The following is an 18,989-nucleotide window of genomic DNA, read 5'->3' on the forward strand; positions in this document are numbered from 1 at the left end:
ACAATCGGACCGGCTCTCAAGAACCAACAGCGAGCACAGGAGACACAGCACCATGCGTATCGGAGTCCTCACCGCGGGCGGCGACTGCCCCGGCCTCAACGCTGTGATCCGTTCGGTGGTGCACCGGGCCCTCACGGGACACGACGACGAGGTCATCGGTTTCGAGGACGGGTTCAAGGGTCTGCTCGACGGGCGGTACCGCAAGCTGGACCTGGACGCGGTCAGCGGCATCCTGGCCCGCGGCGGCACCATCCTCGGCTCCGCCCGCCTGGAGCGCGCCCGGCTGCGCGAGGCGTGCGTGAACGGCAAGGACCTGGCCCGGGAGTACGGCATCGACGTGCTCATTCCCATCGGCGGCGAGGGCACGCTCACCGCGTCGAAGATGCTCGCCGACGCCGGCCTGCCGATCGTCGGGGTGCCCAAGACCATCGACAACGACATCTCCGCCACCGACCGCACCTTCGGCTTCGACACCGCCGTCGGCGTCGCCACCGAGGCCATCGACCGCCTCAAGACGACCGCCGAGTCCCACCAGCGGGTCATGGTCGTCGAGGTCATGGGCCGGCACGCGGGCTGGATCGCGCTGGAGTCCGGCATGGCCGGCGGCGCCCACGGCATCTGCCTGCCGGAGCGCCCCTTCGACGTGAACGACCTGGTCGCCATGGTCGAGGAGCGCTTCGACCGGGGCAAGAAGTTCGCCGTGGTCTGCGTCGCCGAGGGCGCCCACCCCGCCGAGGGCACGATGGACTACGGCCACGGCGAGATCGACCAGTACGGCCACGAGCGCTTCCAGGGCATCGGCACCGCCCTCGCCCGCGAACTGGAGCACCGCCTCGGCAAGGAGGCCCGCCCGGTCATCCTCGGCCATGTGCAGCGCGGCGGCACCCCCACCGCGTACGACCGGGTGCTCGCCACCCGCTTCGGCTGGCACGCCGTCGAGGCCGCCCACCGCGGCGACTTCGGCCAGATGACCGCCCTGCGCGGCACGGACATCGTGATGAGCCCGCTGGCCGACGCGGTCACCGAGCTGAAGACCGTGCCGGTGAACCGCATGGACGAGGCCGAGTCGGTCTTCTGACCCGCGCTTCCGCACGCTGTCGGCGCGCGTTCCCCGCCGGGGAGCGCGCGCCTTCGCGTTGCCCGGGACAGGTGCCCGGCGCCCCCGCGTACGTTCCGGGCACCCGTACGGGCCAACGTTCCGGTTAACCGGCCCGTGAGGAGGTACCCGGCGCGCACAAGGAAGGAGGCGTGACCGGGATGAGCGATTTCGTGGATCACCGGACGGCCCCGCCGGACGGCAGGCCGGTCAACGAGCTGGTCACCCAGGCGTCGGAGCAGCTGTCCCGCCTGGTGCGCGACGAGATGCGGCTGGCGCAGACGGAACTGACCCGCAAGGGCAAGCGCTTCGGAGTGGGAGGCGGGCTGCTCGGCGGCGCCGGCACGGTGGCGTTCCTGGCCGCACAGGCGCTGGTGGCGACCGCGATCATCGCGCTCGGGCTGGTGCTGCCGCTGTGGGCCGCGGGCCTGGTGGTCGTGGGCGCCCTGCTGGCACTGGCGGCGGTCCTCGGACTGCTGGGACGGCAGCGCATCCGCCGTGCCACCCCGCCGGTGCCCGAGGAGGCCGTGCGCAGCGTCCGTCAGGACATCGAGACGATCAGGGAGAGGGCCCGGCGATGACCAGTGACCCCGGCAAGGACGGCACGGCGAGCCCGGCCGAACTGCGCGCCCGCATCGAGCAGACCCGGCAGGAACTCGGCGACACCGTCGCCGCGCTCGCCGACAAGGCCGACGTGAAGAGCCGCGCGCAGGAGAAGGCGGCCCGGTTCAAGGACCGGACGCTGCACCGGACCTCGGCGGTCACGGACCGGATGGCCGGTTCCACAGCCGTCCGCACGGCCGCCGTCGCGGGCGGCGCGCTGCTGGCCGGCGTGCTGGTGCTGCGCCGCCGCCGTCCCCGCGCGCGCGTACGTCCGTACGTGCTGCGTACGAAGAAGAAGATCCAGCGCCCGCTCGCCAAGACGGGCACCAAGGCCCGGCGGGCCTGCCGGAGCAAAGGACTGCACCGATGATCAAACTTCTCTACAAACCCCTGGGACTGGCGTTCGGCGTCCTCGGCGGGCTGCTGGCAGGGGCGCTGTTCAAGCGCCTGTGGAAGCTGGTCGGCGGCGAGGAGACCGCGCCGAAGCCCACGGACGAGGAACGCCGCTGGCGCGAGGTACTGCCCGCCGCCGCACTCCAGGGCGCGACGCTCGCGGTGGTCAGAGCTGCCGTGGACCGCAGTGGCGCGGTGGCCGTCCGCAAAGCCACCGGCACCTGGCCCGGCTGACTCCGAACACCGATGCCGCTTGGCGCCGCCGTGCCGTACGTGCGCACTGCGGCGCCGGGCTGTGCGTGCGCTCGCTGCCGCACGGCGCCGCCCGCTCACGGCCGGGGGTTGATGCGGTGCCACCGGGGGCGGGCGTCACCGCCCCGGCGCCCGGCGACGGACGCGCACCGGGGGCACACCCGCTGGACGCGGTCCGCCGCGCCGCCGGACTCGGGGAGGATGTCGGGCCAGGCGATGTGCGGGAACCGCGCCAGCTGCGAGCGGCTGAGCGAGAGGCCGCACACGGTCTGATTCAACCCCTGCTCCCAGGCGTGCACCTCGCCCGCGGGCAGCCGCCGCCCGTCCTCGTCGTCCACCCACTGGCCCGATCCCGCGACCGCGTACCGCTTCGCCGCTGCCATGACTGATCGTTCCTCCTCCCGTGGCGCCCCGCGCGCGGGAGGCGGCGGAGGCCACCCTGGTGCACACGCTGCACGGCCCCGCCGGATCGCCGGCAGGGCCGTGCCGCATGGCGTCGTCCGTGCGTTCACCGTGCCCGTCAGGAGGCGACGATATGCCGCTCGTCGGGTACGCAGTGGGTCATGGTCAGCCCGGAGACGTCCCGCGGCGGATTGTCGCCGAGGCGCGTCAGCCGCACCCGGTCCTCGTCGGTCAGATCCTGGCTCGCCAGCGGCTCCAGGTGGGCGACGTCCTTCGGGCCGATGCCCAGCCCCTCGCCGACCCGCAGCCCGAGGTCGTTCTCGACCAGCAGGAAGTGCCACACCATCCGCTCCTGGACCGCGCGGTCGGCCTGCGAGATCAGGTCGGTGAGGTTCTTCACCAGGTCGTCGCGCTCCCAGTCCTCCAGCAGGCAGTACCGCTGGCCCGCTTGGAGGTAGTCGTTGGTGCGCGGGATGCGCTTGCGGGTGAGCCGCCCGTGGATCTCCGGCCCCTGTTCGTCGTGGGTCGGGTAGGTGCCTTCCCGCAGGCCGCCGGTGATCGACGGCTCGTAGTTGACCTCCGGATTCGTTCCGTGCTGGTCCTGCTCGTACGCCATCAGGCCGTCGCGCTGGTTGGTGTGCACGGTGGCGTGCTTGGCGCGGTTGACCGGCAGCTGGAGGTAGTTCGGGCCGACGCGGTAGCGCTGGGTGTCGCTGTAGGAGAAGGTCCGGCCGGTGAGCATCTTGTCGTCGGAGAAGTCCAGGCCGTCGACGAGGACGCCGGTGCCGAAGGAGATCTGCTCGTTCTCGGCGAAGTAGTTGTCCGGCATCCGGTCGAGGACCATCCGGCCCACCGGGCGGGGCGGGAAGTCCTGCTCGGGCCAGGTCTTGGTGTCGTCCAGCGGGTCGAAGTCCAGCTCGGGGTGGTCGTCGTCGCTCATCATCTGGACGACCAGTTCCCACTCGGGGTATTCACCGCGGCGGACCGCCTCGTACAGGTCCTTCGTCGCGTGCCCCAGCTCCCCGGCCTGGACGGCGGCGGCGTCCTCCTCGGTCATGCTGCGCACGCCCTGCTTGGGCAGCCAGTGGTACTTGACCAGGACGGTGTCGCCCGCGTCGTTCACCCATTTGTAGGTGTTGACGCCGAAGCCCTGCATGTGCCGGTAGTCCGCCGGGATGCCGCGCGGGCTGAAGAGGTTGACCAGCATGTGCATCGACTCCGGCGTCTGCGACATGAAGTCGAAGATGCGGGCCGGTTTCTGCTCGTGCGAGACCGGGTCGGGCTTGAGGGCGTGGATGACGTCGGGGAACTTGATGGCGTCCCGGATGAAGAAGACGCCCAGGTTGTTGCCGACCAGGTCCCAGTTGCCGTCCTCGGTGTAGAACTTGACCGCGAAGCCGCGCGGGTCGCGGGCCGCCTCGGAGGAGTCCCGGCCGCCGATCACGGTGGAGAACCGCAGGGCCACCTCGGTGCGCTTGCCGGCCTCCTGGAACAGCTTGGCCCGGGTGTGGCGGCCGATGGGCTCGTCGCCCCACTTCCCGTAGCTCTCGAACCAGCCGTACGCGGTCACGCCGCGCGCGTGCACGACCCGCTCGGGGATGCGCTCCCGGTCGAAGTGGCTGATCTTCTCGATGAACTGGTAGTTCTCCAGCGTGGCCGGTCCGCGTGCGCCGACCGTCCGCTGGTTCTGGTTGTCGTAGACGGGGTGGCCCTGCCGGTTGGTGAGCACCGGCCGGTCGTCGCCGGCTGCCGGTCCCTGGCTTGCTACGTCTGTCACTGCTCTCGGTTTCCTTCAGCACTCGAAAGGCGCTCGGACCCGCGCCGTGGGTGGGGCTCCGGAAGGTCAGGGGTACCCGTTGGGGGCGGCGGTGGTGCAGACGCTCACCTGTTTGGACCAGTGCGGGGGAGTGTTGTCCGCATGTGGCTTTTCAGTGGTCCGGTGACGGTTCCTGGCCCGTGGGGCGGCGCCGGCGCGGCCACCGCAGCCGGTCCGGCCAGGTGCGGGTGTCCCGCGGCTCCACGTACGGCTCGTCCTGCGTCGGGTGCCCCTCGGTGATCGCCCGCTGCCGGGCCAGTTCGGCGTCGAACTCCAGGCCCAGCAGGACCGCCAGGTTCGACAGCCACACCCAGATCAGGAAGATGATGACGCCCGCCAGGGTCCCGTACGTCTTGTTGTACGAGCCGAAGTTCGCCACGTACAGCGCGAAGCCCGCCGAGGCGGCCAGCCACAGCACGACGGCCAGGAAGCTGCCGGGCGTCAGCCACCGCAGACCCTGGTCCCGTACGTTGGGCGTGGCGCGGTACAGGATGGTGATCATCAGCACCACGAGCAGGAGGAGGACGGGCCACTTGGCCACCGACCAGACCGCGATGCCGGTGTCACCGACGCCCATCGCGCGGCCCGCCTGCCGGGCCAGTGAGCCGGTGAAGACCACGATCACCGCGCTGGCGGACAGCAGCACCATCAGGACGACCGTGACGCCGAGCCGCAGCGGCAGGGTCTTCCACGCCGGCCGCCCCTCGGGCAGGTCGTAGACGGCGTTGGCGGTACGGATGAAGGCCGCGATGTAGCTGGAGGCCGACCACAGCGCGGCCAGCAGGCCCACGACGGCCAGTACGCCGCCGGTACCGGGCCCGTCCTGCAGCTGGCGTACCGCGCCGCGCAGGATCTGCTGCGCGGCCTCCGGCGTGATCTCCTCCAGGGTGCCGAGCACGGCGTCGGTCGCCGACTTCCCGATCACCCCGAGCATCGAGACGAGCACCAGCAGCGCGGGGAAGAGGGAGAGCACCCCGTAATACGTGAGGGCCGCGGCGCGGTCGGCCAGCTCGTCGTCCGCGAACTCCTTGGCGGTGCGCCGGAGTACGGACCACCACGAGTGGGCGATCAGCGCGGTGGGTTTCTCGGATTGCCGTTCGGCTGCCATGCCGGAGCGGGTTGCCCGTTCGGCGCGGGTGAACCCCCGGGTTCCGTACGGGCGGGCAAAAGCGTCTGCCCCGTCCCTGGGGGAGGAGGGACGGGGCAGACGGGCGGGCGGGGGCCGCCTCGGGGGTGGTTACTGGGCGCCGATGGACTCCAGCATGTTCAGCCGGGCGGCGCGGCGGGCCGGCCAGGCGGCGGCGAGGATGCCGACGACCAGGGCGATCGCCAGGAAGATGCCCAGGCGGTCCCACGGCAGGATCATTTCGTACGTGGGCATCGAGGTGGCCGTCATCTTGCCGCCGGCCCAGGCGAGGAAGACCCCCACGCCGATGCCGAGCACCGCGCCGAACAGTGAGATGACGACGGATTCGAGGCGGACCATCTGCTTGATGCCGGTGCGGGCCAGGCCGATGGCGCGCAGCATCCCGATCTCCCGGGTGCGTTCGAAGACCGACATGGCCAGGGTGTTGACGACACCGACCACCGCGATGATCACGGCCATGCCGAGCAGTCCATAGACCATGTTCAGGACCGTGTCGATGCTGCCGGCGTTCTCCTTGCGCAGGTCGTCCTTGTCCTGGACCTTCAGCAGCGGGCTGTCGCCGAGGGCCTTGCGGATCTCCTTCGCCAGCCCGGCGTCGGGTCCGTTGGCGGCCTTGACCAGGACCTTCTCGTCCTTGAGGGGCTTGACGTGCGGGTCGACCAGCGCGGTGGCGCCGAACAGGTCGCCGACGGTGGCGTTGTCCTCGTAGACGGCGGCGACCTTCAGCCGGGCCTTCTCCTTCTTCTCCGTGCCGGTGAAGAAGCCGACCTCGTGGGTCTCGCCCGCCTTCCAGCCCAGCTTCTCGGCCCTGCTGACGGAGACCGCGACCCCGCCGTCGCGTACGGCGTCCAGCGACCCGCTGCGGAACGTGAGGTCGGTGACCTGGCCGAGGTGCGCGAGGTCGGTGCCGGTGATCGAGCCGTAGCCGCTGCCGCCGTCCGTCTCGAAGCCGGCTGAGCGGAGGGGCACCGCCGCCGTCACTCCGGGCAGGTGCGCGGCCTTCTGCGTCAGCTTCGGGTCCAGGCCGCGGAAGTTGGACGTGCTGACCTGATAGTCGGCGGTGAGGCCCTGGGCGGCCATCTCGTCCGAGGCCCGCTGCGTCGAGATGCCGGCGACCGTCATGCCGGTGATCAGGGTGAGGCCGATCATCAGGGCGGAGGCGGTGGCGGCGGTCCGGCGCGGGTTGCGCAGCGCGTTCTCCTTGGCCAGCTTGCCGCTGATGCCGAAGACCCGGGTGGTGACCTTGCCGGCCAGCGCGACCAGCGGCCGGGACAGCAGCGGCGCGAGGATGATGACGCCGACCAGGGTGAGTGCCGAGCCCGCCATGGCGGTCATCAGGCCGCTTTCCTCGGCGGTCTTGAGGGTGGAGACATACAGCATGATCGCGACGCCGAGGGCGGTGATGACCGAGCCGATGGTGTTGCGGAGGACCAGGCCGCGCAGCGCGGGCGCCGCGTCCACGGTGCTCAGCGCCTCGACCGGGGCGATCTTCGCGGCCTTGCGGGACGGCAGCCAGGCGGCCAGCACGGTCACCAGCACGCCGACGCCGAGCGCGGACAGTACGGCGCTCGGGCTGATGACCAGGGGGCCGTCGGGGAAGCCGGCGCCGTTGGCGTTGAGCACCGCGCGTATGGTGACCGCGATGCCGGTGCCGAGCGCGAAGCCGACGACGGAGGAGATGAGGCCGAGCAGGCCCGCTTCGGCGAGCACCGAGCGCACCACCTGGCGGCGGGAGGCGCCGATGGCCCGCATCAGCGCGATCTCGCGGCTGCGCTGGGAGATCAGCATGGTGAAGGTGTTGGCAATGATGAAGATGCCGACGAACAGCGCGATGCCGGCGAACACCAGCAGCGTCTTGCTCATCGCCTGGTTGCTCATCTCGACCATCTTGGCCTGCTCGGCGGCGAGCGCGGTGCCGCTGGTCGCCTCCGCGCGGTCCTTCGGCAGCAGCTTCTCGACGGCGGCGGTCAGCGCCTTCTCGTCGGTGCCGGGCTGGGCGGCCACCACCAGTTCGTCGTACTGACCGGGGTGGGTGAACAGCTTCTGCGCGGTGACGGTGTCGAACAGCGCGAGGCTGCCGCCCGCGGTGACCTGCGGGTCCTCGGAGTGGACGATGCCCACCAGCTTCTTGTGCAGGGCCGGTCCGTCGACGGCGAAGCGCACATCGTCGCCGAGCTTGAGGCCGCTCTTGCCGGCGGTGGCCTCATCCAGTGCGATCTCGCCGGCCGAGGCCGGGCCGTGCCCCTTCACCAGCGGGTAGCGGCTGTCCTTGCCACCGGGGCCCGGCTGGTAGTTGGTGGCCACGTTCTGCCAGTCGCGGCCGATCGGCTGGTTGTCCTTGTCGGCGACGGTGGCGCGGCCGGTGACGTTGGCGTGCACGGCGGCCACGCCCGGCAGGGAGCGGACCTGGTCCGCCAGCCGGTCGGTGAGCAGGGTTTTACGGTTGCCCTCCTCGGGCCGGGGCTCATCGCCGGAGGTGGCCTTCACGGAGACGGCGACGTCCTTGAAGCTCTTGGCGGAGGCCTTCTTGACGGCCTCGCCGACGGTGTCGCTGAAGACCAGGGTGCCGGAGACGAAGGCCACGCCGAGCAGGACCGCGAGCGCGGTCATCATCAGGCGGGCTTTGTGCGCGAGCACGTTGCGCAGGGCGGTTTTGAACATGGTGGTGGGCTCAGTCCTGGGGTGAGGGCGGCGGCGGGCGTCAGCTCGTACGGTTCTTGGCGTCGAACAGCCGCATCCGGTCCAGGACGGCGTCGGCGGTCGGCTCGTACAGCTCCTCGACGATGCGGCCGTCGGCCAGGAAGATGACGCGGTCGGCGTAGGCGGCGGCGACCGGGTCGTGGGTGACCATCACGACGGTCTGCTCCATGGCCCGCACCGACTCGCGCAGAAAGCCCAGGACCTCGGCGCCGGAGCGGGAGTCGAGGTTGCCGGTGGGCTCGTCGGCGAAGATGATCTCCGGTTGGGAGGCCAGCGCGCGGGCCACCGCGACGCGCTGCTGCTGGCCGCCGGAGAGCTGGCCGGGCCGGTGCTTGAGCCGCCCGGACAGCCCGACGGTCTCCACGACGCGGTCGAGCCACTGCCGGTCGGGCTTGCGGCCCGCGATGTCCATGGGCAGCGTGATGTTCTCCAGCGCGGTGAGCGTGGGGAGCAGGTTGAATGCCTGGAAGATGAAGCCGATCTTGTCGCGGCGCAGCCGGGTCAGGTGCCTGTCGCTCAGCCCGGTCAGTTCGGTGTCCCCGATCCGCGCGGAGCCGGAGGATATGGAGTCCAGCCCGGCCATGCAGTGCATCAGGGTGGACTTGCCGGAGCCGGAGGGGCCCATGATGGCGGTGAAGCGGGCCCGGCCGAACTCGACGGAGACCTGGTCCAGCGCGACCACACGGGTCTCGCCGTCGCCGTAGACCTTGCTCAGATCCGTGGCCTGGGCGGCGACGGCCGCGGTGGCTCGGACGGGGGCGGGAAAGGCGGCCGCGTGGGACACGGATGAACTCCTGGGAAGGGGACGGGTGTGTGGTGCAGTCCCATTCTTCGCCGTACGGGGCTCCGATACCTCAGCCCCAAGTGGTGAAAGCGGTACCGGCCAGAAGTCCGACCTGCAGGGGGTCCGTCATCCCGTGGACGGACGGGAGTCCGACTTATGGCCGACGTAAGCGGACCGTCAGGCGGTCGGCCCGGGCCCCTGGGCGGCGTCGGAGCCCGACCCGGACCCGGAGTCCGGCCCGGGCCCTCGGACCGGCTCGGGCCCGAAGTCCGGTTCCGCCGCGGCCGGGCGGCGCAGCTCGTGGAAGCCCGGCACGGAAGCCATCATCAGGGCACCGTCCCACAGCCGCCCCGCCGTCTCTCCCCGGGGCGCGGGGGAGACCACCGGCCCGAAGAAGGCCACCGTGTCCACCGCGACGACGGGCGTGCCGACGTCCTCGCCGGCCAGGGCGACGGCGCGCGCGTGCGAAGCGCGGATCTCCGCGTCGTACTCCGTGGTCCACGCCGCCGCAGCCACCTCGCCGGGCAGCCCCGCGTCCGTCAGCGCGCGCTCGATCCCGTCCCACTCGCCCCGGTGGTGCAGCCGGATGCCGAGCGCGCGGTAGAAACGGTCCAACGCCTCCTGCCCGTACCGCTGTTCCACCGCGGCGCAGGCCCGCACCGGCGCCCACAGGTACGCGCCCCACTCGCCGTCCGGATCATCGGGATTGACCTCCCGGCCCTCGTTGAGCACTTGGAGGCTCATCAGCCGCAGCCGTACCCGCACCGGGCGGACCCGGGCCACTTCCCGTATCCACTGCGCGGCGATCCAGGTGTACGGGCAGACGGGATCGAACCAGAAATCCGCCGTCACACCGGGGCCGCCGGAAGCCGCCGAGCCTGCCGCCCCGTCCATGCGAGCCCCCCGCCGTCGACGCCGGGACGCGGTCAGCCACCGCCGGTGCGCGCCCAGAACGTCTCCAGAATGCCATCGAGGAACGCCTGCCCGGCATGGCCCGACTCATCGGCGCTCCCACCGCCGCCCCAGTTCAGCGAGGCGGCCATCAGCCCCTGATAATCGCCGTGCAGCCCCTGGAGAGCGGCCTGGACGCGCGGTTTCGGGAGCGGGACCAGCTTGGTGACCGGCCGCACGTACGCCTGCCAGCGGGTGGTCGCGGCACTGCGCAGCAACTCGGTCAGCTTCCCGTCCCGGCCGGTCAGCCGGATCAGCGCGTGGCACGGCAGCCGCAGCGCCTCGGCGAGCGCGGCCGCCTGCCGGTCGTTGCCGGTCCAGGTCCCGGCCGCCTCCATCCGCGCGTACGCGGCGGTCCCCATCCCGATGCGCAGCGCCAGGTCGTCCGCCGCCAGGCCGCGCGCCAGCCGGTGCTCGCGCAAGGTGCGCGGCGCGCCGAGCAGTTCGCCCGGCGCACACCACAGGGCCCCGGCCAGCGCGGCCAGCTCGGCCTCCGAAGGGGCTGCCTCGCCCCGCTCCCATGCCGTCACGGTCGCGGGCAGGACCCGCAGCCCGTACGCCGCCCAGATCCCGTACGCGACGTGCTCCGGCGTCATGCCGAGCGCCGTGCGCAGCCGCCGCGCCGCCGCGGCGTCGAACGGCGGTCCGGCCGGGCCGCCGGTGAGGTGCGTGGTCACCGGCACACGGTAGGGGCGGCGGCACCGGCGTACCTATGGTGCGGAGGTACAGGACGCGAAGTCGTAGGAAGCTACGGCCGTACCGGTGCGTCCGGCGCGCCGGGGGCGCCGTGGTGCGAGGACATGCGTACTCGCACCACCCCCGTTTGCCACCCCGGGGCGCTGGAGATTACGACTCTGCACCGCCGTGGAGTTGTCCGAAAGTGCAGCTCGCACGGGACAAACAAGCCGGACAATGGGGACCCGGGCCGCGGGGGCGGCCCCGGCGCAGGAAGAAGGTGGCGGGGATCGCAGGGGGAGGGCAGCACAAACCCCGGCTGGGGCGGCCGGAACGGCCGGTGGACCCGCAGGCCGGGCCGGTGGAGCGGCTGGCCTGGGAGCTGCGGCAGCTGCGGGAGCGGGCCGGGACGCCGAGCTACCGCACGCTCGCCAAAACGGCGCACTATTCCGCCAGCACGCTGGCGGAGGCGGCCAAGGGGGAGCGGCTGGCCACCCTGGACGTCGTCCTGGCCTACGCCCGGGCGTGCGGCGGGGAACGGGCCGAGTGGGAGGCGCGGTGGCGGGCCGCCGCGGGGGCCGGCGACGACGAACCGGTAACGGTCCGCTGCCCGTATCCGGGGCTGGCCGCCTTCGAGGCGGCGAACGCGGCGGAGTACTTCGGCCGCGCCACCCTCACCAAGGAGCTGTCCGGCCGCGTCGAACAGCACGCCCTCACCGTGGTCTTCGGCGCCTCGGGAAGCGGCAAGTCCTCCCTGCTGCGGGCCGGGCTGCTGCCCCGCCTCGGCGCGCACTGGCACCCGGTACTGCTGACCCCCGGCGCCCGGCCGCTCGACGCCCTCGCGGCGGCGGTGGCCCGCCTGGTGGCGGAACCGGACCCACCGGGCGGCGCGGGCCCGGCCGCCGACACGGTCGAGGCGGTGGGGGACGCGGCCGTGGCGGTGGGTGCCGCGGGGGCGGACGCGAATACGGATACGGATACGGCTGTCGGTGATGCCGCGGAGGCGCGTACGGCGGAGGAGGCGCGTACGGACGAAGGAGCCGCCCCCGAACCCCCGGCGCCCGACCCCCGGGCCCCCGACCCCCCGGCCCCCGGACCCCCCACCCCCGAAGACCACGCCACCGCCCTCCGCCGCCGGATCGACGAAGACCCCGCCGCCCTCGACCTCGCACTGCGCACCTGGCTCGCCGCCCGCCCCGACACCGCCCGCGCCCTGCTGGTCATCGACCAGTTCGAGGAGGCCTTCACCCTCTGCGCCGACGAGGACGAACGCACCGCCTTCCTCGGCGCCGTGGCCGACCTGGCCCGCTCCGGCGACCGGCGGGTCCGGATCGCCGTTGGCATCCGGGCCGACTTCTACGCACGCTGTTTCGTCCACCCGGGCCTGGTCGCCGCCCTGCGTACGGCCGCCCAGCTGCCCGTCGGGCCGCCGAGCCGCGCGGAGTTGCGGGACATCATCGCCGAGCCCGCCGTCCGTTCCGGCGTCCAGGTGGACGCCGATCTGGTGGAGGCGGTGCTCGCCGAGGCGGCCGGGCAGCCGGGCGCGCTGCCGCTGGTGGGGCACGCGATGCGCGAGGCGTGGCAGCGCCGGGGCGACGCCACCCTGCGGCTGGCCGATTACCGTGCCACCGGTGGGATGCGCGGTGCCGTCGCGCAGACCGCCGAGCGAATGTACGACGAGGCCGCACCCCGGCAGCGGGACGTGATGCGGGCGGTCTTCCTGCGGCTGACCGCGCTCGGCGAGGGGACCGAGGACACCCGGCGCCGGCTGGCCCGCCGCGAACTGGACGGGCTCGCCGACCCGCACGAGATCGACGGACTGCTGCGCAAACTGGCCGCCGCCCGGCTGGTCGTCCTGTCCGACGGCACGGTCGAGGTGGCCCACGAGGCCGTCATCCGGGCCTGGCCCCGGCTGCGGCACTGGCTCGACGAGGACCGGGAGGCGCTGCGGACCCACCGCAGGCTCACCGCCGCCGCCGAGACATGGCACGAACTGGGCCGGGACGCGGGCGCGCTCTACCGTGGCGCGCAGCTGGCCGGCGCGCGCGCCTGGGCCCACGGCCACGGCTCCGCGCTCAACACACTGGAACGGGACTTCCTGCGCAGTGCCACCGGAGCCGACCAGCGGCGCGGCCGCCGCGCGCGCTGGCTCACCGCGTCGCTCGGCGCCCTCCTCGTCCTCGCCCTGATCGCGGCGGGCGTCGCCATCCAACAGTGGTCGGACGCCGAGGTGCAGCGCCGCACCGCGGTGTCCCGTCAGTACGCCGCGCAGGCCGGCGAGCTGCTGCAGCAGCAGCCCCAGGCGGCGGCGCTGACCGCGCTGTACGGCTACCGGCAGGCGGAGACGGTGGAGGCGCGGGGCAGCCTGCTCAGCGCCTACGCGGCTTACCGGGCGAACCAGTTCACCGGGCACACCGGCGTCGTCAACGCGGTGGCTTTCGCGCCCGACGGCCGCACCCTGGCCACCGCTTCGGCGGACCGTACGGTCAAGCTGTGGGATACCGCCGCCAACCGGATGCACGGCACCCTGATCGGCCACACCGGCCCGGTGTACGCGCTCGCCTTCAGCCCGGACGGCCGCCTCCTCGCGACCGCCGGGGACGACGGCACCGTACGGCTGTGGAATGTCGCCACCCGCCGCTGGATCGCCGTGCTGGACGGCCCGTCGGGCCGGGTGGAGTCGCTGGCCTTCTCCCACGACGGCGCCACCCTCGCCTCCGGCAGTGTCGGCAACGCCGTACGGCTGTGGGACGTGGCCTCGCGGCGCCGGACCGCCGACCTCACCGGGCACACCGGCAACGTGGTGGCGGTGGCCTTCTCCCCGGACGGGAAGGTGCTGGCGTCGGCCGGTGACGACCGTACGGTACGGCTCTGGGACGCGCGCACCCACCGGCCGCTGGCCACCCTCACCGGTCATCTCCAGCCGGTGCACACGCTGGCCTTCAGCCCGGACGGCCGGACCCTCGCCAGCGGGGGCGGTGACCGCACGGTCGTGCTGTGGGACGTCGCCGGGCGCCGCAGATCGGGCGAACTCACCGGAACCGCCGACCGGATCACCGCCCTGGCCTGGGCGCCGAACGGCCGCACCCTCGCCGTCGGCAGCGCCGAAGGCATCGTCCGGCTGTGGGACGTCAACGCCCGGCACGCCGGGGAGAAGTTCGCCGCGCGCGTCGAGACGGCCAGTGCGCTGTCCTACGCGGCGGACGGCTCGGCGCTGGCCGCGCCGGCGGACGACGACACCGGGACGGTCCGGCTGTGGCGCTCCGCCGGCAACCGGAAGGAGACCCTCGGTGGCCGGCAGAGCGCGATGACCTCGGTCGCGGTGTCCCCGGACGGCCGGCTCGTCGCGGCCGCCGGCAGCGCGCTGACGCTCTGGTCGGCCGACCGGCCACGGCCGCTGCGGACGCTCGACGTGCCGCCCGGAATGGTCACCAGCCTGGTGTTCTCGCCGCGGAACGACACCTTCGCCTCCGTGCACGCCGACCGCTCGGTCCGGCTGTGGGACGCGCGCACCGGACGGATGCTCGCCACCCTGCGCGGACACACCAACACCGTCCGGCAGGTGGCCTTCTCGCCTGACGGCCGACGGCTGGCCACCGCCGGGGACGACCGCAACCTGTTCCTGTGGGACGTGGCCTCGCACCGCAGGACGGCCGCGCGCAAACTGGCGGGCGGCGGGTCCACCGTCACCTTCTCGCCGGACGGCACGGCCCTGGCGGTCACCGAGAACGCCAACAACCGGGGCTCCGTGCGGCTGTGGGACGCGGCGACGCTCGGCGAGACCGCCCGCCTGTCCGGCCGCTCCTACCCCATCTTCGCCGCCGCCTTCACCCGGGACGGGAGGACCCTGGCCACGTCCGGCACGGACCACGACATCCTGCTGTGGGACGTACCGGGCCGCCGGCAGACCGGCACGCTGCGCGGCCACGCCAGCAGTGTCGCCTCGCTGGTGTTCAGCCCGGACGGCCGCACCCTGGCCTCGGGCGGGGACGACGACACCGTACGGCTGTGGGACGTGGCCGCCCGCCGCACGTCGGCCGTGCTGTCCGGGCACACCGGCAGCGTCCTGTCCCTGTCGTTCTGGCCCGACGGCCGGGCGCTGATCAGCGGCAGTGCGGACGGCACCGTACGGGAGTGGTACGTCAAGGTGGACGAGGCGGCGCGGACGATCTGCCAGCTCAGCCGGAAGGGGCACTGGGCCGCTTCGGCCCTCGGCGTGCCGGCCGGCTGGTACTGCCGGTGAGTGCCGGGTCCGTCAGTGGAGGGTGAGGCCGAACGCCTGCAGTACCGGGACGACCGGCTGGAGGTAGGTGGTGCCGCCGGACGAGCAGGTGCCGCTGCCGCCCACGGTGAGGCCGATCGCGGTGCTGCCGGAGACGGCGGGGCCGCCCGCCGCGGTGCCCGGCTCGGCGCAGGCGGATGTCTGGGCGAGCCCGGTCACCGTGCCCTCGGGGTAGGTGACGCTGGCGTTCAGGGCGCGTACCCGACCGCAGTGCGTGCCCGTCGAGAGACCGGCCAGGCATACGGACTGGCCCACCGTGGGCCGGGCTGCGCCGGTGATGTCGAGGAAGCGGCCGCCGCCCAGGTCGACCTCGCCCGGGTAGGAGACGGCCGGGTTGGTGTAGCGGATGAGGGCGTGGTCCTCGCCGGGGAAGCGCACGGCTTCGGTGACGCCGACATGGACGGTGCGGGCCGCGTCGGCGTACCAGTCCCGGGCGCCGCCCGCACACCGGCCCTCCATGATCGCGTAATAGCCGCCGCCCTTGGTGGCGTTGAAGCCGACGGTGCAGCGGCCGGACGCGCTGTACAGGACATTGCCGCCGCGGACCGCCGTCGCGGCGGCCGTACGGGACGGGCCGGTGTCCGGGGCGGCACCGGCCGGCGGCGCGGCGGCCAGGACGGCCGAGGCGGCGGTGGCCAGGGCGGCCAGGGAGCGGAGCGCTGCGATGGGTCTCGGTCTCACGGGTCCTCCTACGGGAGGGACGGGGTCAGCCCTTCACCGCGCCGCCCAGCGCGAACCCGCCGCCCAGCCGGCGCGAGATCAGTACGTACAGCAGGACGACCGGCGTCGAGTACAGGATCGAGAACGCCGCCAGCTGGCCGAAGGCGATGGCGCCGTAGTTGCCGAAGAAGGTGAAGATGCTGACCGAGGCGGGCAGTTGCTCGGGGGTCAGGAGCAGCAGGAACGGGACGAAGAAGTTGCCCCACATGAGGGCGAAGGTGTAGATCGTCACGACCGTGACGCCCGGCCCCATCAGCGGCAGGATCACCCGCCACAGCGTCTGGAACCAGGACGCGCCGTCGGTCCAGGCGGCCTCTTCGAGGACGCGGGGGATGCCGTCCATGAAGTTCTTCATCAGCCAGATGGCGAACGGGAGCTGGGAGGCGGCGAGGAACAGCGCGGTGCCGTACACGGTGTCGATCAGATTGACCTGTACGTACAGCGCGTACACCGGGACCATCACCGCGGTGATGGGCAGGCAGGTGGAGAACAGGATGGTCAGCAGGTACGGGCGGCTGAACCGGGAGCGGTAGCGGGACAGCGGATAGGCCGCCAGCGCCGCGCAGGCGACCGTCAGGACGGTGGCGCTGCCGCACAGCACCAGGCTGTTGAGCATCGGCGTGAAGGTGATCTCGTCCGTCAGGACCGCCGAGAAGTTGTCCAGGGACGGCGACCCGGGCACGCGTATCCGCAGCGTCGCCTCGGTGTCCAGCGAGGAGAGCACCAGCCAGGCCAGCGGTACGGCGAAGGCGGCGGCCAGGGCGAGCAGCGCCGCGTCGGCGGCCAGGCGGCGCCGGGTGCGGCGGGTCAGCAGGGGTCTGGCACGGGAGGCGCGCACCGCGTCACACCTCCTCGCGCAGCAGACGCAGATAGACGACGGAGAAGAGGGCGCCCACCACGAGCAGCAGCAGGGCGACGGCGGTGCCGTACCCGATCAGCGACTTCAGGAACGCCTGGTCGTACATGAACACCGGCAGCGTCTGGCTGCGGCTGCCGGGGCCGCCGCGGGTCATGGCCCAGATCAGCCCGAACACGGAGAGCGTCTGGAGGGTGTTGAGCATCAGGTTGGTGCCGATGGAGCGGCGGATCATCGGCAGCGTCACATGCCACAGCCGCTGCCGGCCGCTCGCCCCGTCCACCTCCGCGGACTCGCTGACCTCCTGGGGGATCTCGGAGAGCGCGGCCGAGTAGATCAGCATCGAGAAGGCCGTGCCGCGCCACACGTTGGCGAACGACACGGCCAGGATCGGCAGCGTGAACAGCCAGTTCTGCGACGGCAGGTGCAGCCAGTCCAGGATCGCGTTGAGCGTGCCGCGCCGCTCGAAGAACGTGTACAGCAGGAAGCCCGCGACGATCTCCGGCAGCACCCAGGCGGTGAGGACGACCGCGCCGGTGACCGTACGGACGGGCTTGGAGGCGCGCCGCATCAGCGCGGCGAGCGCCAGGCCCAGCGTGTTCTGGCCCAGGATCGACGAGATCAGGGTGAAGACCAGCGTCAGGACCACGGCGTTCAGGAACGCGGGGTCGCCGAAGGCGTGCCGGAAGTTGTCCAGGCCCACGAAGGAGGTGGACTCCTGGCCGGTCAGCTGCATGTCGGTGAAGGCGATGTAGACGCAGTAGCCGATGGGCCCGGCGAGGAAGAGCAGCAGCAGGACGGTCGCGGGGGCCAGCGGTGACCAGCGCAGCAGGGCCGTACGGCGGGACCGGGCGCCGCGGCCCGCCGTGCCGTACGCGGTGGTCGTGGTGGCGGCGCGGCTCATGGCTTGGCGACGACCTGTCCGTCGACGATGGACTTCAGCTGCTCGTCGTAGTCCGCGGCCGCCTTCTGCGGCGTCGCGTCACCGGAGGTGACCGCCTCCATCGCCTCGCCGATCGCCGCCGACACCTTGGGGTAGACGGGCAGCGCCGGCCGGTACTGGCTGACCTCCACCAGGCCGGTGAAGAAGTCGATGCCCGGGATGGACTTGCGGTACGCGGGGTCCGCCGCCACGTCCTTGCGTACCGCGATCTGGGCGCCGCGCACACACCATTCCAGCGCGTTGTGCTGCGTCTGGAGCGCTTCGATCAGCTTCCAGGCCAGATCGGGCCGCTGCGACTGCCGTGGTACGGACCAGGTCCAGCCGCCCGCCAGGCTCACCCGGCCGGGCGCCGCGCCGGTCTGGGTGGGGAACGCCGTCCGGCCCAGCACCGCCGGCCACTCGGGCCACGGTTTGCCGCCGCCCTTCGGCTGCCACTGCTGGCCCAGCCAGGAGCCGTCCAGGTTGATCGCGAGCTTCTCCTCGGGCATCAGCTCGGTGGCGACGTTGGTCTGGATGTTGGGGCTGAGCGCGTCGGACACGTCGGGGCCCAGCTTCTCGCCGTACACGGTGCGGATGAATTCCAGGCTGTCCCGGAAGCCCTTGCTCCCGGTGACCCACTTCTTCGTCGCGGGGTCGTAGAGCTGGTCCTTGCCGGTGCCGTACAGCAGCATCTCGAAGCCCTGCATGACGGCGGCCTCGCCCGCGCCCTTGCCGGTGTAGACGTTCAGCGGGATGACGCCGGGCACCTTGCGCTTGACGGTGCGGGCCGCGTCCAGCACCTCGTTCCAGGTCTTCGGCCGCCAGTCCTGCGGGAGCCCCGCCTTCTTGAAAATGTTCTTGTTGAACCACAGGCCGCGGGTGTCCGTGCCGTCCGGTACGCCGTACGTCTTGCCGTCCTGCGCCCGTGCGGCGGCCTTCGCGGCCGGCTCGAACTGCTTCCAGTCCGCCCACTTGGCGATGTAGTCGTCCAGGGGGCGCAGCAGCCCGGCGGTGATGTCGGAGTTGATCAGGAAGGTGTCCTCGTAGACCAGGTCGGGGGCGGTCTTCGGGGAGCGCATCATCTGCTGGATCTTGGCGTAATAGTCGTTCTCGGACGCCTGGATCGGGATCAGCTTGACCTTCTTGCCCGGGTTGGCCTTCTCGAACGCGCGGGCCACCGTCTCCAGGTAATCGTCCCGGACGGTCACCTTGTTGTTGGTGTCCTTGATGAACGCGACCTTGAGGGTGTTCTTGTCGCCTCCTGAGCCGCCGCCGCAGGCGGTGAGCGTGCCGGCGGCCAGCGCGGCGGCGGTGAGCAGAGTCATCGGAGCGGTGCGGCGCACGGCATGACCTCCAACTAGCCACGGCAGGCTGCCCGGTGACCGTAAGT

The 18,989-nt window shown here is 72.4% G+C and carries 16 protein-coding genes; 5 read left to right on the plus strand and 11 right to left on the minus strand.

Annotated features, from left to right (window positions below; translation table 11 throughout):
* The first annotated feature begins 52 nt into the window (after positions 1–52).
* The 4 genes from ACZ53K_RS11775 (at position 53) to ACZ53K_RS11790 (ending at position 2,326) form a co-directional block, all read left to right on the plus strand.
* A complete protein-coding gene (locus tag ACZ53K_RS11775; protein WP_468834282.1) occupies positions 53–1,078 on the plus strand; it encodes an ATP-dependent 6-phosphofructokinase in 1,026 nt (341 codons plus the stop codon).
* Between the two features lie 179 nt (positions 1,079–1,257).
* Positions 1,258–1,677, plus strand: a complete 420-nt coding sequence (locus ACZ53K_RS11780) for a phage holin family protein (RefSeq protein WP_468834283.1) — start codon at positions 1,258–1,260, stop codon at positions 1,675–1,677.
* Positions 1,674–2,069 carry a DUF3618 domain-containing protein gene (locus ACZ53K_RS11785; protein ID WP_468834285.1) on the plus strand — a complete coding sequence of 132 codons (396 nt, stop codon included), beginning with the start codon at positions 1,674–1,676 and terminating at the stop codon, positions 2,067–2,069. Before ACZ53K_RS11780 ends, ACZ53K_RS11785 begins: the two co-directional genes overlap by 4 nt.
* Entirely contained in the window at positions 2,066–2,326 is a 261-nt protein-coding gene (locus ACZ53K_RS11790) for a DUF4235 domain-containing protein (RefSeq protein WP_468834286.1), read from the plus strand. The genes ACZ53K_RS11785 and ACZ53K_RS11790 overlap by 4 nt, the downstream gene beginning before the upstream one ends.
* 95 nt (positions 2,327–2,421) lie before the next feature.
* Here the strand turns inward: ACZ53K_RS11790 and ACZ53K_RS11795 are convergent, their stop codons facing one another.
* From ACZ53K_RS11795 to ACZ53K_RS11825, 7 genes are all read right to left on the minus strand, one after another.
* A complete protein-coding gene (locus ACZ53K_RS11795) occupies positions 2,422–2,727 on the minus strand; it encodes a hypothetical protein (protein WP_468834287.1) in 306 nt (101 codons plus the stop codon).
* 137 nt (positions 2,728–2,864) lie between these two features.
* Complete coding sequence (locus ACZ53K_RS11800; protein ID WP_468834288.1) at positions 2,865–4,523, minus strand: catalase; 1,659 nt, start codon at positions 4,521–4,523, stop codon at positions 2,865–2,867.
* A gap of 151 nt (positions 4,524–4,674) precedes the next feature.
* Entirely contained in the window at positions 4,675–5,670 is a 996-nt protein-coding gene (locus ACZ53K_RS11805; RefSeq protein ID WP_468834290.1) for a YihY/virulence factor BrkB family protein, read from the minus strand.
* A gap of 129 nt (positions 5,671–5,799) precedes the next feature.
* Positions 5,800–8,370 carry an ABC transporter permease gene (locus tag ACZ53K_RS11810; RefSeq protein ID WP_468834292.1) on the minus strand — a complete coding sequence of 857 codons (2,571 nt, stop codon included), beginning with the start codon at positions 8,368–8,370 and terminating at the stop codon, positions 5,800–5,802.
* A 40-nt stretch (positions 8,371–8,410) separates the two neighbouring features.
* A complete protein-coding gene (locus tag ACZ53K_RS11815) occupies positions 8,411–9,193 on the minus strand; it encodes an ABC transporter ATP-binding protein (protein WP_468834295.1) in 783 nt (260 codons plus the stop codon).
* 177 nt (positions 9,194–9,370) lie between these two features.
* Complete coding sequence (locus ACZ53K_RS11820) at positions 9,371–10,087, minus strand: mycothiol-dependent nitroreductase Rv2466c family protein (RefSeq protein WP_468834297.1); 717 nt, start codon at positions 10,085–10,087, stop codon at positions 9,371–9,373.
* Between the two features lie 32 nt (positions 10,088–10,119).
* On the minus strand, positions 10,120–10,827 hold the full coding sequence (locus ACZ53K_RS11825) for an XRE family transcriptional regulator (protein ID WP_468834299.1): 708 nt from the start codon (positions 10,825–10,827) through the stop codon (positions 10,120–10,122).
* 272 nt (positions 10,828–11,099) lie between these two features.
* Here ACZ53K_RS11825 and ACZ53K_RS11830 point away from each other — a divergent pair, with 272 nt between their 5' ends.
* Complete coding sequence (locus ACZ53K_RS11830) at positions 11,100–15,062, plus strand: nSTAND1 domain-containing NTPase (RefSeq protein ID WP_468834302.1); 3,963 nt, start codon at positions 11,100–11,102, stop codon at positions 15,060–15,062.
* 12 nt (positions 15,063–15,074) lie between these two features.
* On the opposite strand, the gene ACZ53K_RS11835 is transcribed toward ACZ53K_RS11830, so the two are convergent.
* The 4 genes from ACZ53K_RS11835 to ACZ53K_RS11850 are packed head-to-tail and all read right to left on the minus strand — an operon-like array spanning position 15,075 to position 18,942.
* Positions 15,075–15,782: a S1 family peptidase gene (locus ACZ53K_RS11835; protein WP_468834303.1), complete on the minus strand. Its 708-nt coding sequence runs from the start codon at positions 15,780–15,782 to the stop codon at positions 15,075–15,077.
* A 25-nt stretch (positions 15,783–15,807) separates the two neighbouring features.
* Positions 15,808–16,659 (minus strand): carbohydrate ABC transporter permease, encoded by an 852-nt coding sequence (locus ACZ53K_RS11840; RefSeq protein ID WP_468834305.1) that lies wholly within the window; start codon positions 16,657–16,659, stop codon positions 15,808–15,810.
* A gap of 4 nt (positions 16,660–16,663) precedes the next feature.
* Positions 16,664–17,581 (minus strand): carbohydrate ABC transporter permease, encoded by a 918-nt coding sequence (locus ACZ53K_RS11845; RefSeq protein WP_468834308.1) that lies wholly within the window; start codon positions 17,579–17,581, stop codon positions 16,664–16,666.
* Complete coding sequence (locus ACZ53K_RS11850) at positions 17,578–18,942, minus strand: extracellular solute-binding protein (protein WP_468834310.1); 1,365 nt, start codon at positions 18,940–18,942, stop codon at positions 17,578–17,580. Before ACZ53K_RS11850 ends, ACZ53K_RS11845 begins: the two co-directional genes overlap by 4 nt.
* Between the last annotated feature and the right edge of the window lie 47 nt (positions 18,943–18,989).

This window comes from Streptomyces sp. NPDC033221, assembly GCF_055577005.1.